This is a genomic window from Pseudomonas sp. AOB-7, from assembly GCF_003696305.1.
GTDB lineage: Bacteria > Pseudomonadota > Gammaproteobacteria > Pseudomonadales > Pseudomonadaceae > Aquipseudomonas.
On sequence record NZ_RFFK01000012.1, the window covers coordinates 76,999 to 92,929 of the forward strand.

Sequence of the window (15,931 nt, forward strand, 5' to 3'; positions counted from 1 at the left end):
CTGCCGCTAACATTCATCCTAGAGCTTGCGCCCGGGTTTACTCGGGAGCCGCCGGCTGATTAGTATGAGGCCGTGCCGGAACGTTGAACCGCCGTACCAGAACAATAATTAACGAAGGGATCCAGGCCATGGATGAAGTTATAGATCCAGCCGCTGGAAGCCTGCTGCGCTCGAAACTCTCGCCGCCCCAGGCCTCCACCGACCATCTGGCAAGGCCCCAGGTTGAAGCCGCGCTTTCAGCCCATCCGCATGCCCGCCTCGTGCTCTTTTCCGCTCCCGCCGGCTTCGGCAAGACCACCGCCCTGGCGATGTTCGCCGCCGAGCGCCGCAGCGCCGGTGCCGGCATCGCCTGGTTGTCCCTCGGCCCTGGCGACGACGAGCCGGTGCGCTTCTTCCAGCAACTGCTCGAGGCCCTCGGCCGCGCGCTGCCCGGGTTGGGCGACGACGCCCTGGGCTACCTGCGCAACACCATGCGCGTGCCGGTCGAGGCCGTCATGGAAAGCCTGCTGGTCGATCTGGCGCAGCGCCAGGAGCCGCTGCTGCTGGTGCTCGACGATCTGCACCTGATCCAGGACGGCGAGCTGCTCGGCTCGCTCAATCGCCTGGTCAAGCTGGCGCCGCCGAACTTCACCCTGGCCATCGGCAGCCGCTCGCAACCGCCGCTGAACCTAGCCACGCTGCGCGCCAAGGGGCTGCTGCTGGAAATCGGCAGCGAGGAGCTGCGCCTCAACCCGCAGGAGGCGCGCAGCTACCTCGAACGCAGCGGCCTGCAGCTCGATGCCGAGGCGTTCCGCGCGCTGTACAGCCACACCGAGGGCTGGATGGTCGGCGTGCACCTGGCCAGCCTGTGGCTGCGTCATCAGCCCCAGCCCGGCGCGCGCATGGCCGAGCTGGGCGCGGAGCAGCACGCGGTGGGCGACTACCTGCTGCGCTCGGTGTTCGAGCAACTGCCGCTCGAGCGCCAGGAGCAGCTACTGGCCCTCGGCGTGGCGCAGCAGCTCAGCGGCGATCTGGCCAACGCGCTGACCGGCCGACAGGACGGCCAGCGCCTGCTGGAGGAGCTGGAAGCCATGCAGCTGTTCCTCCTGCCGCTGGATCGCGAGCGACAGTGGTACCGCTTCCACAACCTGTTCGCCGAATTCCTCCGCAACCGTCTCAAGGAACGCGACCCCGAACGCCTCAAGCAGCTGCATTTCAATGCCAGCCTGTGGTTCACCAATCACCACATGCAGAACCTGGCCATCGAGCACGCCTGCCTGGCCGAGGACGCCGAGATGCTCGCCGCGCTGCTTGACGGCTGCGGCCTGGAGCTGATCAATCGCGGCCAGCTCAACCTGATCTACAAGTGGCGCCAGCACGTGCCGGACGAGATCGCCGGGCGTTTTCCCGTGCTGGTGCTCGCCGACGTCTGGACCCGCGCCGCCGAACTCGGCCTGAGCGAAGCCAACCGCATGCTCGACGAGCTGCTCGAGCGCTGGGGCGAGTCGCGCAGCAGCGGGCCGCTCAGCGACAAGCTGTTGGCCACCCTGGCGATCAAGGCGGTGATCGCCCTGCAGAAGGACGACCTGGACACCTGTGTGAGCCTGGCGCGGCGCATCGAGGCACAGCTCGGCCAGCACACCGCCTTTCTCGAGGTGGCGATCCTCACGGTCGGCGCCCTGGCCCAGGTCATGCTCGGCCAGGCCGAGCCGGCGCGCCGCCTGCTGGCCCTGGCGCAGCAGCGCAACCATTTTCTCGAAGGCCGCTACCTGGACATGCAGCTGGCCAACGTGGAAATCCTGCTGTGCCTGGAGCAGGGACGGATCAAGCAGGCGCAGCTGCTGTTCGAGCAGCTGCGTGCGCGGGTGATGCCCTGGTTCGGCGAGAAGTCCCGCGCCCTGGCCCTGCCGACCATCACCGAGGCGCTGATCGCCTACCGCCAGGGGCGGCTTGCCGGGCTGCAGGAGCGTCTGCGCTGGGCTCTGGCCACGGTCGACGTGATCAACCCCATCGATCTCTACGCCCAGGCCATGCTCTGCCTGGCGCGGGTGCAGCGCATGCAGGACGCACCCAAGGAGGCGGCCGCGACCCTGGTGCTGATGCAGAACCTGGCGGCGCGCAACCATTCCTGGCGCTTCTACGTGCAGGCGGTGGGCGAGGAGATCGCCCTGATCCTGCAGGAGCCGGCGGCCGACCGCAGCAAGCGCGCCGAGCAGCGCTTGAAGGCGGTGGACTGGCACAAGCTGGCGGCGCACTACAAGCAGCGCAGCTTCAACCCGGTGCTCTGGGTGCTGGGCTTGACCCGCATTCGCCTGCAACAGGCGCGCGGCCATTACAGCGAGGCGCTGCACGAGATCACCCAGCTGCGCAGCCAGCTGCAGAACGGCTGGCACGGCCTGCAGCGGCTGCGCCTGGACCTGCTGGCGGCGCTCAGTTACCAGCGCCTGGGCTATCAGGAACGGGCACAGAGCCTGCTGGTGCAATGCCTGATCGGTGCCGAGCGGGAAGAGGCGCGCAGCCTGTTCGTCGAGGAAGGCGAGGCCATTCGCTTGCTGTTGCAGCAGCTGGAAGCCGCCGAGCGCCAGCCGGCGCTGCAGGGTTTCATCCGCAGCCTGCTGGCGATCTGGCCGGGGCAGGAGTCGCGCCAGGCCCTGGACGTGCTGGAGGAGGGACTGACCGAGCGCGAGCGCGAAGTGGTCTGCCTGGCCGCCAAGGGCCTGTCCAACGACGAGATCGGCCAGCAGCTGTCGCTGGCCCTGGGGACCGTCAAATGGCACCTGCACAACATCTACGAAAAGCTCAAGGTGCGTAATCGCACCCAAGCCATCCGTCGCGCCCGCGAGCTGAGCCTACTCGAATCATGACCAGTCAAAACCAACCCCGCCTGCAGGCGTTTCCCCTGCTGCGCACCAAGCTCTATCCCGCCCATGGCGAAGGCGCACCGCTGCTGGAGCGCTCGGCGCTGCTCGAGCGTCTGCTGGCGGCGCGCGAACAACGCCTGTTGCTCCTCAGCGCGCCGGCCGGCTTCGGCAAGAGCACGGTGCTCAGCCAGTTGCGACGGCGCCTGCAGGCGCAGGGCGCGCGCGTCGCCTGGCTGTCGTGCGACGAGGCCGACAGCGAGCCGCCGCGTTTTCTGCAGTACCTGATCGCTTCCATCGAACTGGCCTGCCCGGGGTTCGGCAGCAGCGCCTCGGCGCTGCTGCAGGGCGACATCAGCTGGCCGCTGGAGGCGGTGATCGACGCCTTCATCGACGACCTCAAGGGCCTGCCGCACGCGCTCTACCTGATGCTCGACGACTTCCACCGCATCCGCCATCCGTCCCTCGGCCAGGGGGCGCGCTACCTGGTCGAGCGCCTGCCCAGGCACGTGCACCTGGTGGTCAGCACGCGCTACCAGCCGCGTTTTCTCGACGAGCCGCCGTCGCTCGGCGCCTGGGCCTTCTGGCTCAAGGCCGAGGACCTGCGCCTGAGCCGCGCCGAGACCGCCGCCTACTTCCGCGAAATCAAGCAGCTGGCGCTGGAGGAGGGCGAGCTCAACCAGCTCTATGCGCGTACCGAGGGCTGGATCACCGCCCTGCACCTGGCCGCGCTGGCCTTGCCGCGCCAGCAGGATCGCGCCGCCTTTCTCGCCGGGCTGTCCGGCGCCGAACGCGATATCGCCGACTACCTGGCCGAGGACGTGCTGGCCAGCCTGCCCGAGGCGCTGCAGCTGTTTCTCGATCAGACCTCGGTGCTCGACGAATTCAACGCCGAGCTGTGCAACGCCCTGACCGGCCGCCGCGACGGACGCGACATGTTGCGTCGGCTGCAGGGCGAGCAACTGTTCGTGATCCCGCTGGACGAGCAGGGCGAGTGGTTCCGCTATCACCACCTGTTCTCCGAATTCCTCCAGGGCCGCCTGGCCAAGCGCGGCGATCCGGCCCACCTGCTGCACGCCGCGGCACGCTGGTGCGAGGGCCGCGACCTGGCCGACAAGTCGATCAAGTACGCCCTGCGCGCCCGCGACTACGCTTTCGCCGCAGAACTGCTTGAGCGCCAGGGCGCGCGGCTGATCGCCGGCAACCGGGTGTACGGCATCCTCGCCATCCTCAAGGACGTGCCGCCGGTGGTGATCGGCGAGCAGCCGGTGTTCCAGATCTTCTATGCCTGGCAGCTGGCCTTCGAGCAGAAGTTCGCCGAATCCGAGGCGCTGATCGAGGAGGTCAGCACGCGCCTGACCCAGGGGCGCGGCAAGGGCATGCACTTCGGCCTGATCGAGCTGCTGGCGGCGGCGCAGGTGCTCAAGGCGCTGGTGCTGCTGTACCAGGACAAGTTGGAGGCCTGCCTCAAGGTGGCCGGGCACTGGCTGGCGCTGGTGCCGCAGAACCAGCCGGTGTTCCGCGCCAGCCTGGCCTGCGTGCAGGCCGCGGCGTTCGCCCTGCTCGGCGAATTTGGCGAAGCGGCCAAGGCCATCGCCGTGGCGCGGGAGAACCTGCGCCAGTGCGAGAGCGAATACCTGCACGTGATGGCCAGCCTGATCGAGGCGCTGATCTGCAAGGAATACGGCGAGCTGGAGCGTGGTCGCGCCCTGGCGGAAACCGCGCGGGCGCGGGTCGAGCAGGTGTTCGGCCGGCGCAGTCGGGTCGGCGGGCCGCTGGGCCTGGCCTACGCCGACCTGCTCTACGAACAGGATCGGCATGGCGCCATTCTCGCCGAACTGCCGCTGGCCACCACCTGGCGCGACGTGGCCACGCCGGTGGAGCTGATCAGCCGCGGCAAGCTGGTGATGGCGCGCGCGCGGTTCTTCGCCGGCGAGGCCGAGCAGGGGCTGGCCGAGCTCGACGAGTGGCTGGCCGGCCTGCAGGGCCCGGGCTACGAGCGGGTATTCGCCTTGGGCATGGGCTGCAAGGTGCAGTTCCTGCTGTGGCTGCGCCGGCCCAACGAGGCGCAGCGCATCTACCTGCAGCTGGAGCGACACCTGGCGGCGCTGCCCATCGAACGCTATGGCGATGCCCATACCGCCCTGGCCCTGAGCCAGGCGCGTCTGGCCCTGGCCGAGCGCCGGGTGGAAAAAGCCCAGGCCAGTCTGGAAGCCTGCCTGGCCAAGCAGGGCGCCGAGCACCAGCGCGACCGCCGGCTGCGTCTGGCCCTGTTACTTTCTGTGGCGTACTGGCGCAAAGGTAACAGCGAAAAAGCCTTCGCCTTGCTCCGCGCGACGCTGGAGGAGGCCTGGCAGTGCGGCTACCGCCGCCTGTTCCAGGACGATGCGCTGTGGCTGCTGCCGCTCTGGGACGCCTGGAGCAGCGCCGAACCCAAGCGCGCCGCGGCCTGGCAGGGGGTCGCCGAACTGCTCCGCGAGCAATGTCGACGAATGGCCATAGATCCGGAAAGTTTCGAGGAAAATCAGGATGTTAGTCATCGCGAGCGGGAGATCCTGCGGCTGGTGGCGGCGGGCCTGTCGAACCGCGATATCGCCCAGGCGGTGCACCTGTCGGAGGCCACCATCAAGTGGCACCTGCACAACCTGTTTTCCAAGCTGGGGGTGCGCAGCCGCACCCAGGCGGTACTCAAGGGCAAGAGCCTGGGCCTGCTCAGCGAGGCCTGAGCTGTCCGGTGAGGAAAGTGAGCGGCCGTGCTCCATCCCTTGGATGGGCTGGCAGTCGGGGAGGGGGTTAGTAGCTTGTAGCCAGGTCGAGAAGCACGGTGCTTCGCGAATCCAAGCCTGGCGCGCTTAGGGAAGCAGCGGCAGGCCTGGTGATCGGTATGAGCCGATCCAGCTGCTCGCGACAGGGAGTCGCCGGCAGAGCCCCGGGGAACCCCCATTAGAACTGTGGAGATAACAACAATGATGACCCTGAAAAAACTCGCTCTTGCCGCCGCCATCATGGCCGTTCCGTTCATGGCTCAGGCCGACCTGAAGGCGCTGGACGACGCCGATCTGGCCGGTGTGACCGGTCAGGCCGGGATCAGCATCGCCGGTAACTTCGACGCCACCATCGGCTCCATCGTCTACACCGACACCGAAGCCGGCGTCACCGACGGCAGCAACAGCCTGACCCTGGAAACCGTCACCCTGTCCGGCTTCAACATCGACGAAAGCAACCCGCTGACCATCGACGTGGTCGACAGCAAGCTGGAAATCGGCCTGCCGGGCATCAACGGCGGTGTGTCGGTGGCCGCGGTGAAGATCGGTGCCAACAGCATCGGCGGTCTGGCCATCAACGGCCTGGACATGGCCGGCTCCACCGTCAAGGTCTGGGGTCATTGATCCTCGTTTGACCCGATCCACAGGAGCCCTGTCGCCAGGCGCGGCGGGGCTTCCTGCTTCGTTGTACGCAGTCGCGGATTGACCAATGATCGAGATTCTCGTGGGCAGCCTGATCGGTTTGTACGGTTTTACCGAGGCGGTCGACACCAAGCCGCAACCTGCCGGAGTCGTGAATATCAGCCAGCCGCTGGTGCCCAATGGCCCGTTGCGCGAGTCGGTGGTGCTGGAGCCGATGAGCCAACTGCAGTTTCGCAACGTGATCCGCCAGGCCTACGACTACAGCTGCGGTTCCGCGGCGCTGACCACCCTGCTCGACTACTACCTGGGGCGCAATCTGGAAGAGCGTCAGGTGATGGAAGGGCTGCTGCATTTCGGCGAGGCGGAGAAGATCGTCGAGCGTCGCGGCTTTTCGCTGCTCGACATGAAGCGCTTCGTCACCGCGCTGGGCTACAAGAGCGGCGGCTTTCGCGCCGACTTCGCCGACCTCGAGCAGCTCGAGCACCCGGCCATCGTGCCGATCGAGTATGCCGGCTTCAAGCATTTCGTGGTGGTGCGCGACGTCTACAACGAGCACGTCTTCGTCGCCGATCCGGCGCTGGGCAATATCAGCTTCACCCGCGTGCGCTTCGAGCAGATCTGGGACCAGAACGTACTGTTCGTGATCTTTCCCAGCGGCAACGAGCCGGCCAATGCCATGGCCCTGACCGACCGCGATCTGCGCATCATCGACGACCGCACCATCAGTCTGCTGGCCTTCCGCGAGTTTCCGCAGATGGCCAAGTTCACCGCCAATCAGGCCGATCAGCTGGGATCGGGGGGCGACATTCAATACATTCGCCGCAAGTGATTCACCCGGCATAACAATAACGACCTGGGGATAGCGTCATGGGAGTTTGGGGGTACGCAGGGCTGGCCGCGCTGGCGCTGGCCATGGCGCAGCCGGCCTGCGCCGAAGAGGCGACGGTCGACGAGGCGCGCGAGGCGCTGACCAAGAAGGAAGACGACGCCGACAGCGCCAAGGCGCTGGAAGAGGTGTTCCAGGCCGCCGAGAAGAGCTACACCCTGCTCAAGAAGGGCGAACGCACCCTGACCTACGGCTTCGACTACTCGCTGCTGCGCGATACCCAGATCCAGACCGTGCGCACCGGCAGCAACGTGTTCAGCGTGATCGGCCAGAGCGAGGCGCAGCACACCTTCACCAACTCCTTCACCTTCGACTACGGGGTGTGGGACAACCTGACCTTCAGCATGCGCGTGCCGTTCCTGGCCAAGTACGACACCGAGCGCGACCTCAGCACCTACAGCCTCGGCGACGTCTCCGCCAGCCTGCGCTGGCAGCCCTGGTCGTCGGCGCGCGGGCGGCCGGTCACCACGCTGTTCGCCACCCTCGGCCTGCCCACCGGCGACAGCCCTTACGACGTCAGCCTGGACAACGGCCTGTCCAGCGGCAACGGCTATTACAGCCTGGGCGTCGGCGCCAACCTGTCCTACGTGATCGACCCGGTCGTGCTGTTCGGCTCGCTGGGTTACACCTACAACCTGCCGATCCGCGACGCCGACCAGGTGCGCGCCGGCCGCCTGCTGGAAGAGGTCGACCCGGGCTCGAGCCTGTCGCTGAGCATGGGCTTCGCCTACGCGCTGTCCTACGACGTGTCGCTGGCCACCTCGTTCCAGATGGCGCACAACCTGGCGCCGAAGTTCAAGTTCAGCGACGCCAGCTTCGAAGGCAGCGAGCAGACCAGCGCGGTGATGAACTTCTCCCTCGGCCTGCGCACCTCGCCGAACCATATCGTCAACGTCAACGCCGGCTTCGGCATGACCGAAGATTCGCCCGATGTCCTGCTCGGCGTCTCCATGCCCCTGGACATCAAGGGCCTCAAGGCCGAATAAGCAGCGAGCGAAGCCGATATGACCCATCTTGCGACGCTGCAGGCCGTGCTGCTGGTCGGACTGAGCGCGGGCTGCGCCCTGCAGGCCCAGGCCCAGCTGGCCAATAACCTGACCATCGGCAATCCCAAGGCCATGGCCATGGGCAACGCGGTGACCGCCGATTCCACCGGCATCGACGCCGTGCACTACAACCCGGCCGCGCTGAGCAAGCTCAAGGGCCGGCAGACCACGGTCAAGCTGCTCAGCGGGGTGATGGACATCCGCGCCGAATTCGAGGCCAAGCAAGACTACGGCTTCATGGGCTTCGACGACGACCCGTTCAAGAATTCCAGCAGCCGCACCCTGACGCCGACCATGTACCTGCCCGGCGTCGGCGGCATGACCGAGCTGCCGGTGCTGGTGGCACCGCTGGCGGGGCTGTCGATCAACCCGCCGGGCTCGAAGTTCACCTTCGCCACCAACGTCTACGCGCCCATGGCGCTGGGCTATTCGCGCGATTCGGACAGCGACCCGGGGCGCTTCCAGGGGCGCCAGGTCTCGCTGCAGCGCATCACCTACTTTTCCCCCTCGCTGGCCTATCAGGTCAACGATGAACTCTCCGTGGGGCTGTCCGTTGGCTTCTCGCACCAGGCCGTGGCGCTCAACCAGGATTTCCGCAACCCCGGCATGCTCACCGGCCTGACCCGCATCCTCAACGAGGCGCTGTGCCTGCCCGGTCTGGAGGAGATCCTCGGGCCCTTCATCAACGTCTGCAGCGGCAAGATCGGCCCCTTCGACTCGCTGGCCAACCTCGATCTGGACCTGCAGCAGAGCCTGTCGCCGACCTACAACCTGGGCATCCTCTGGGAGCCCACCGACTGGTTCGCCTGGGGCGCCACCTACCAGAGCGAGGCGCGGATGAACCTGCAGGGCAAGTACCGCATCGACTACACGGACGACTGGGCCGGGTTCTGGTCGGGGCTGCAGGGCTCGCTGTTCGGCCAGGTGCTCAGCCCGCTGTTTCCCTACGGCGCCGACGAGGAGAGCGGCAATGCCTCGCTCAAGCTGACCTACCCGGATGCCTTCAGCACCGGCATCAAGCTGCGCCCGCTGGACAAGTGGCAGTTCAACCTCGACCTGCGCTGGGTCGGTTACAGCGACTGGAACAACTTCGAGATCGAGTTCGACCGCGAACTGGACCTGCTGCGCATCGCCAAGACCTTCGGCGGCGGCAACGCCACCGATCGCAGCATCATCCTCGACCGCGGCTACCGCGACACCTGGAGCTGGGGCGTGGGCGTGCAGTACGAGGTCAACGACCGCCTGGCCCTGCGCGCCGGTTACGAATACCGCCCCTCGGCCATCCCCAAGGACAAGGCCGACGTGCTGGCGCCGGTGGGCGACGGCGATCTCTACGGCCTGGGCCTGGGCTACCGCTGGGACAAGGACAGCAGCATCGACATCGGTTTCAACTACTTCGTCTCCAAGCAGAACATCCCCGCCGGTAGCAGCTGCAACCTTAGCTGCGAGGGCCTGGACAACCTGGTCTACAACCCCTATGCCGGGCTCAATGTCGAAACCACGGTCAAGGCCTATATCTTCTCCATGACCTACACCTCGAGGTTCTGAGGCGATGCGCAGTCTGCTGTTCGTCCTGATGCTGCTGCCGCTGATGCATGCCGCTGCCAGCAGCCGCTACCTGACCTGGGTCGACGACCTCGGCCGGGTGCACAACACCTTCGTCGATACCCGCTTTGCCGAGCAGCAGCGCCTGGCCCAGCGCCGCGCGCAGCAGAGCGATCAGGCCCGCCTCGGCGACGGCGGCGCCTGGCCGGGCAGTGCGCCGAGCACCGGCGAGAGCAAGCGCCGCTATTTCACCTGGGTCGACGGCAGCGGCCAGCTGCAGAACAGTTTCTATGCCGGCGAGCAGGTCGCAGGCGTGGCCCGCCGCGACCGCCTGCTGGCCAGCGGCGAGCGGGCAGGGGACTACATCGATTCGGCGGTCCTGGAGGGGCGCGGCTTCGTTCGCGACGGCGACGACAGCCCCTATTACACCTGGGTCGACGAGCAGGGGCGGATGCACAACTCGCCGGTCGTCGCCGGCCAGCGAGGTGCCAGTGGCAGCGGACAAAGCGCGTCGGTGCGCTACAGCGAGGGCCGGCAGATCGAGTTCGAGCGCGGCCAGCCGGCCCTGCCGCTGCTCGACGGCCAGCCGACCGCGGCCATGCAGGCGCTGCTGGCCGGCAGCCAGAGCCGAGGCGACGGCCTCTACGGCGAATTGCTGACACGCTGCTGCGGCCAGCTGCGCGACAGCGATTTCACCGCGCTGTCCGCCGACGAGCCGCGCTACGAGGAGCTCGACCGCTTCTCGCCCAGCTTCGAGTTCCCCATGGGCCGCAGCTACTACGCGGCGCTGAAGCTGCCGGCATCGCGCCAGACCTACGGCCTGCGCGTGCGCAGTTTCGCCAATCGCCAGGTGGTCTATCCCTCGTTGCTGTTTCTCGACGAGGCCAAGCGGCCGACGCGCCTGGTCAGCGATGCGGTGTACCAGCTGCACCCGGAAACCTGGTATCGCTACGCCTTTATCGAGGGCACGGTGCAGGTGCGCGCCGAGCGCTACGTGCTGCTGCTCACCACCGACGAGGATCGCGCCCTGCAGACCCTCGACAACAAGCCGTTCAAGCGTCCGCTGCAGGCGCTGGCGACCGATGCGGCGGGCATGCAGCGTCATGCCCATGCCGACGAGGGGGGCTTCGAACTGGCGATCGTGCGCTAGGTTGGACTTCGCTGCGCCTGGCGCCAACCTACAAATGAAAGGGCCCGGTCATTTGACCGGGACCTTTCATCGTCTCGGCGCCGTCAGGCGTTCTGCTGGACGTGGCCGAACAGCTGCTGGGAGAAGCGCACGCGTTCCTCCGGGCTTTCCTGGATGCCTTTCTTCTTCAGCTCTTCCAGGCGTGCCTCGACGGCGTGGGCGCGGTGGGTCAGGCCGCAGTCGTTGGCGATCTGGATGTTCAGACCGGGGCGGGCGTTGAGCTCGAGGATCAGCGGGCCCTTGTCCTGGTCCAGCACCATGTCCACGCCGATGTAGCCCAGGCCGCACAGCTCGTAGCAGCCGGCGGCCAGCTTCATGAAGCCGTCCCAGTTCGGCAGTTGCACGCCGTCCACCGCGTTGGTGGTGTCCGGGTGCTTGCTGATCTTGTTGTTCAGCCAGGTGCCGCGCAGGGTCACGCCGGTGGCCAGGTCGACGCCGACGCCGATGGCGCCCTGGTGCAGGTTGGCCTTGCCGTTGGACTGACGGGTCGGCAGGCGCAGCATGGCCATCACCGGATAACCCATGAGCACGATGATGCGAATGTCCGGCACGCCTTCGTAGCTGATGCTCTTGAAGATGGTGTCCGGGGTCACCCGGTACTCGATCAGCGCGCGGTCGCGGTGGCCGCCCAGCGAGTAGAGGCCGGAAAGGATGTTGGAGATCTGCTGCTCCAGCTCCTCGTGGCTGACGATCTTGCCGGACACCGTCTTGAAGCGCTCCTCGAAGCGGTCGGCGATCACCAGGATGCCGTCACCGCCGGCGCCTTGCGCCGGCTTGATGACGAAGTCGGTGCGCCCGGCGATGATCTCGTCGAGCTTGTCGATGCCTTTCTCGGTGTCGATGATGCCGTACAGCTCGGGCACGTCGATGCCGGCCTCGATGGCCCGCTCCTTGGTGATGATCTTGTCGTCGACTATGGGGTAGAGGTGCCGTTTGTTGTACTTCAGCACGTAGTCCGCATTGCGTCGGTTGATGCCCATGATGCCCTTGGCTTCAAGGGCCTTCCACGTCTTGATCAGGCCGAACATGGCGTTAGTCCTTGAGGAAGGCTTTGAAGCGGAACAGTTCGGTCAGGCGGTAGCCGCGGTAACGACCCATCGCCAGCATGAAGCCCACCAGGATCATCAGCACCGCCGGGAAGGTGAACACGAAGTACACCAGCTCCGGCACGCTCATCAGCAGGTGCGCCAGGGTGGCGGCGACCAGGGTGCCGATGGCGACCTTGAAGGCATGGCTGCCGCCGCGCTCTTCCCAGGTGATCGACAGACGCTCGATGGTCATGGTCAGAATCACCATGGGGAACAGCGCCACCGACAGACCGCGCTCCAGGCCCAGCTTGTGGCTGAACAGGCTGATGGCGGCGATCAGCACCACGACGAAGGTCAGTACCACCGACAGGCGCGGCAGCATCTGCAGCTTGAGGTGCTCCAGGTAGGAGCGCAGCGACAGGCCGAGTGCGGTGATCACGGTGAACAGGAAGATGCCGAAGCCCAGCTGGGTCTCGCGGAAGGCCAGGGCGATCAGCACCGGGGTGAAGGTGCCGAGGGTCTGCAGGCCGCCGAGGTTACGCAGGATCAGGATCACCAGCACGCCGATGGGGATGACGATCATGATCTGGAAGGTCTGCTGGGTCGACAGCGGCAGGCCGTACAGCGAGTACTCGAGGAAGTCGGCGTCGGTGGTTTCGTCGGTCAGCTTGGCCAGGCGAATGGCGTTCATCTCGCTGTTGTTCAGGCTGAAGCTGACTTGCGCCTGCTTGCCGCCCTCCAGGCTGACCAGGTCGCCATCGCCGATCCACCACACCAGGCGGTCGGCCGGCAGACCCTGTTCGCCGCTTTCCGGGTTGAAGTACAGCCACTTCTCGCCGTTGAAGCTGCGCAGCCAGAGTTCCGGCGACTGGCTGGTCTCGGCCTGCAGGCGAATGGTGTGCACGCGCTCCATCGGCACGTGGGCGATGGACAGCAGCAGGTCGATCACCTTGGCCTTGTTGGCCGTGGAGGCGTCGCCGCCGAGCAGCAGCTTGACGTTGTCGTCATTGGCGTTGTTGACTCGCTTGATGGTCTCGCTGATGAAGGTTTCGACGTCGGCCGAGTGCTGGCGGATGGGCGCGAGCAGGGCGTCGGCGGCGATCTTCTCCGCACCTTCGACCGGGATGCTGTCGCGGAAGATCGGCCCCTTGGCCGGCGTCTGTTCGCCGCTGTAGCGCTTGGTCAGCACCAGGCGGTAGTAGAGGGTCTGCTTGCCGCTGGCGCGACGGGCCGACCAGGTGACGCGGCGGTTGCCGTCGGCACGGTTGACGCTGACGCCATAGTTGTTGGAGATGAAGCTCTCGTTGAGGCTGACGTAGTCCTGGTTCAGCGGCGGCACGTACATCTGCAGCTTGACCGGCTCGCGCGGGCTGGCCTGGAACTCGACCTTGGCGTCGATGTTCCACAGGTCGTCGGTCTCGTCTTCGGTCACCGGAATGCCGAGGATGAAAATTTGGTATGCCGTAATCAGAACGCCCAGGGCCACCAACAAGGTGATCAGGACTTTCAGATGCAGGTTCAGAGAGCGCATGGGGAGTTACTCGCCAGGGGTTGCGTCAGAGTCGCAGCCGGGTTTGCCGGCGGCGTATTTAAGGCTTGGATCGACCAGGGCTTCGAAGTGCTTGAGCGCTTCGGAGCCGATCAGCAGCGGGTATTGGAATGCACTACGGTCGGTCAAGTTCACTTCGATGGTGCGCAGGGCCTGACCCATGCACAGCTGCAGCTCGATCACCGGGCGCGCCGTGTAGGTCTTGCCTTCATCCGGGTCGTAGTCGCCGGCGCGGCGCTTGATCTTGCTGATCCGCGCCAGCGGGCGTTCGATGGTCTGCTCCTGGCCGCCGTCGATGGCCAGGACGAAACGCACCCAAGTCTCGCCGTCGCGCTTGAAGCGTTTGATGTCGCGGGCGCTGAGCGAGGCGGTCTTGGCGCCGGTATCGAGTTTGGCGGCGACTTCCAGGTCGAAGTCGAGCACGCGGGTGTATTCGTTGAGGCCATAGACGGTTTTGCCCACCGCGAGACTCGGGCAGGACAGGGCCAGCAGGCAAAGCAACAAGGCGAAGGGCTTGAGTGTCATAAGTCCTTGAAGGGAATGTTGCCAGGGGCGTGTGGGCGACTGGCGGCGGATGACCGGCGCGTTTGCTTGCCAGGAGTCTAGCAGGCATGGCCGGGCGCAAGGCCCGGTCTGAGCGGGCGCCATTCTAGCATGGGGTTTTTCCGTGCTGACAGACGCTTATGTAGCTTTCTGCAAGTAAGGTCGGCGGTTGGCTGGCGGAGTAGCCGACTGCAGATTGTCGACAATGACTAATTTTTCTTTGACAAGAACCGGGTGTTAGCTTATTTTTTCGCCATTGCATAGCCATGGTGTCGACAATCATGTTGATCGATTCAACGCTCACCGCTGCGCCCCAGGCCGATTCGGAGACGCTTTCCGAGCACGTCTTTCGCCTGATCCAGGCCGCCATCGTCAAAGGCGAGATCGCCCCCGGCAGCAAGATCTCCGAGCCCGAGCTGGCGCGCACCTACGGCATCAGTCGCGGGCCGCTGCGCGAAGCGATCCACCGTCTGGAAGGGCAAAAGCTGCTGGTGCGCGTGCCCCATGTCGGCGCGCGAGTGGTGTCGCTGTCGCACGCCGAGCTGATCGAGCTGTACGAGATCCGCGAATCCCTGGAAGGCATGGCCTGTCGCCTGGCCGCCGAGCGCATGAGCCAGGGCGAGATCGACGAGCTGCGCCGGGTGCTGGACACCCACGAACGCGACGAGGCCTTTCAGGCCGGCCGGGGTTACTACCAGCAGGAAGGCGATTTCGATTTCCACTACCGGATCATCCAGGGCAGCGGCAACGAGACCCTGGCCAAGATGCTCTGCGGCGAGCTGTATCAGCTGGTGCGCATGTATCGCCTGCAGTTCTCCTCGGTGCCGAACCGGCCGCGCCAGGCTTTCGCCGAACACCACCGCATTCTCGATGCCATCGCCGAGCGTGACGGCGAGCTGGCCGAACTCCTGATGCGCCGCCATATCGGCGCCTCCAAACGTAATATCGAGCGCCATTATCTGGATGCTCAGTCCAAGACAGCCAAGAAACGAGGTGAGTCATGAGTCAGCTTTCCCCCGGCCAGCGCTTCCGCCAGGCCCTCGCCATCGAGACGCCGTTGCAGGTGATCGGCGCAATCAACGCCAACCATGCGCTGCTGGCCAAGCGCGCCGGCTTCAGGGCCCTCTACCTGTCCGGTGGCGGCGTCGCGGCCGGCTCCCTGGGTCTGCCGGACCTGGGCATCAACACCCTCGATGACGTGCTCACCGACGTGCGCCGCATCACCGACGTGTGCGACCTGCCGCTGCTGGTGGATATCGACACCGGCTTCGGCCCTTCGGCCTTCAATATCGAGCGCACCATCAAGAGCCTGATCAAGGCTGGCGCCGCCGCCGCCCATATCGAGGACCAGGTCGGCGCCAAGCGCTGCGGCCACCGTCCGGGCAAGGAAATCGTCTCCTGCGAGGAAATGGTCGACCGCGTGCGCGCCGCCGCCGACGCCAAGACCGATCCGGATTTCTTCCTGATCGCCCGCACCGACGCGATCCAGGCCGAGGGCGTCGATGCCGCCATCGAGCGCTGCCAGGCCTACGTCGAGGCCGGCGCCGACGGCATCTTCGCCGAGGCCGCCTATGACCTGCCGACCTATAAGCGCTTCGTCGAGGCACTGCAGGTGCCGGTGCTGGCCAACATCACCGAATTCGGCGCCACCCCGCTGTTTTCCCGCGACGAGCTGGCCTCGGTCGGCGTGGCCATCCAGCTCTACCCGCTGTCGGCCTTCCGCGCCGCCAACAAGGCAGCCGAGGCGGTCTACACCGCGATCCGCCAGAACGGCCACCAGAAGGACGTGATCGAGCTGATGCAGACCCGCGCCGAACTCTATGACCGCATCGGCTACCACGCCTTCGAGCAGAAGCTCGACGCGCTGTTCGCCGCGAAAAAATAACAATGCATCAACCGGA

At 66.1% G+C, this 15,931-nt stretch carries 12 protein-coding genes; 9 read left to right on the plus strand and 3 right to left on the minus strand.

Annotated elements, in window-relative coordinates:
* Window positions 1-128: 128 nt before the first annotated feature.
* From EA796_RS19140 to EA796_RS19170, 7 genes are all read left to right on the plus strand, one after another.
* Window positions 129-2,843 (plus strand): LuxR C-terminal-related transcriptional regulator, encoded by a 2,715-nt coding sequence (locus tag EA796_RS19140; RefSeq protein WP_122109762.1) that lies wholly within the window; start codon window positions 129-131, stop codon window positions 2,841-2,843.
* Window positions 2,840-5,563, plus strand: coding sequence for a LuxR C-terminal-related transcriptional regulator (locus tag EA796_RS19145; protein WP_122109763.1), 2,724 nt, complete (start codon window positions 2,840-2,842; stop codon window positions 5,561-5,563). The genes EA796_RS19140 and EA796_RS19145 overlap by 4 nt, the downstream gene beginning before the upstream one ends.
* A 240-nt stretch (window positions 5,564-5,803) precedes the next feature.
* Window positions 5,804-6,226 (plus strand): DUF6160 family protein, encoded by a 423-nt coding sequence (locus EA796_RS19150; RefSeq protein ID WP_021445806.1) that lies wholly within the window; start codon window positions 5,804-5,806, stop codon window positions 6,224-6,226.
* 85 nt (window positions 6,227-6,311) lie between these two features.
* Complete coding sequence (locus EA796_RS19155; protein ID WP_021445807.1) at window positions 6,312-7,073, plus strand: C39 family peptidase; 762 nt, start codon at window positions 6,312-6,314, stop codon at window positions 7,071-7,073.
* Window positions 7,074-7,111: 38 nt separating this feature from the next.
* Window positions 7,112-8,116 carry a flagellar protein FilC gene (locus EA796_RS19160; protein ID WP_031303833.1) on the plus strand — a complete coding sequence of 335 codons (1,005 nt, stop codon included), beginning with the start codon at window positions 7,112-7,114 and terminating at the stop codon, window positions 8,114-8,116.
* An 18-nt stretch (window positions 8,117-8,134) separates the two neighbouring features.
* On the plus strand, window positions 8,135-9,724 hold the full coding sequence (locus EA796_RS19165; protein ID WP_122109764.1) for an outer membrane protein transport protein: 1,590 nt from the start codon (window positions 8,135-8,137) through the stop codon (window positions 9,722-9,724).
* 4 nt (window positions 9,725-9,728) lie between these two features.
* Window positions 9,729-10,871 (plus strand): MalM family protein, encoded by a 1,143-nt coding sequence (locus EA796_RS19170; RefSeq protein WP_122109765.1) that lies wholly within the window; start codon window positions 9,729-9,731, stop codon window positions 10,869-10,871.
* An 83-nt stretch (window positions 10,872-10,954) separates the two neighbouring features.
* Here the strand turns inward: EA796_RS19170 and EA796_RS19175 are convergent, their stop codons facing one another.
* Genes EA796_RS19175 through EA796_RS19185 form a run of 3 tightly spaced genes read right to left on the minus strand, consistent with a single transcriptional unit; the run spans window position 10,955 to window position 14,012 of the window.
* Window positions 10,955-11,938, minus strand: a complete 984-nt coding sequence (locus tag EA796_RS19175) for an alpha-L-glutamate ligase-like protein (protein WP_021445811.1) — start codon at window positions 11,936-11,938, stop codon at window positions 10,955-10,957.
* Window positions 11,939-11,942: 4 nt separating this feature from the next.
* Entirely contained in the window at window positions 11,943-13,469 is a 1,527-nt protein-coding gene (locus EA796_RS19180; protein ID WP_021445812.1) for an inactive transglutaminase family protein, read from the minus strand.
* 6 nt (window positions 13,470-13,475) lie between these two features.
* Window positions 13,476-14,012, minus strand: a complete 537-nt coding sequence (locus EA796_RS19185; protein WP_021445813.1) for an ATP-dependent zinc protease — start codon at window positions 14,010-14,012, stop codon at window positions 13,476-13,478.
* A 299-nt stretch (window positions 14,013-14,311) separates the two neighbouring features.
* On the opposite strand from EA796_RS19185, the gene EA796_RS19190 reads away from it, so the two are divergent.
* Together EA796_RS19190 and prpB are read left to right on the plus strand one after the other, a co-directional pair.
* Window positions 14,312-15,034, plus strand: a complete 723-nt coding sequence (locus tag EA796_RS19190; RefSeq protein WP_021445814.1) for a GntR family transcriptional regulator — start codon at window positions 14,312-14,314, stop codon at window positions 15,032-15,034.
* Window positions 15,031-15,915, plus strand: a complete 885-nt coding sequence (gene prpB / locus EA796_RS19195) for a methylisocitrate lyase (RefSeq protein ID WP_122109766.1) — start codon at window positions 15,031-15,033, stop codon at window positions 15,913-15,915. The genes EA796_RS19190 and prpB overlap by 4 nt, the downstream gene beginning before the upstream one ends.
* The last annotated feature ends 16 nt before the right edge of the window (window positions 15,916-15,931 follow it).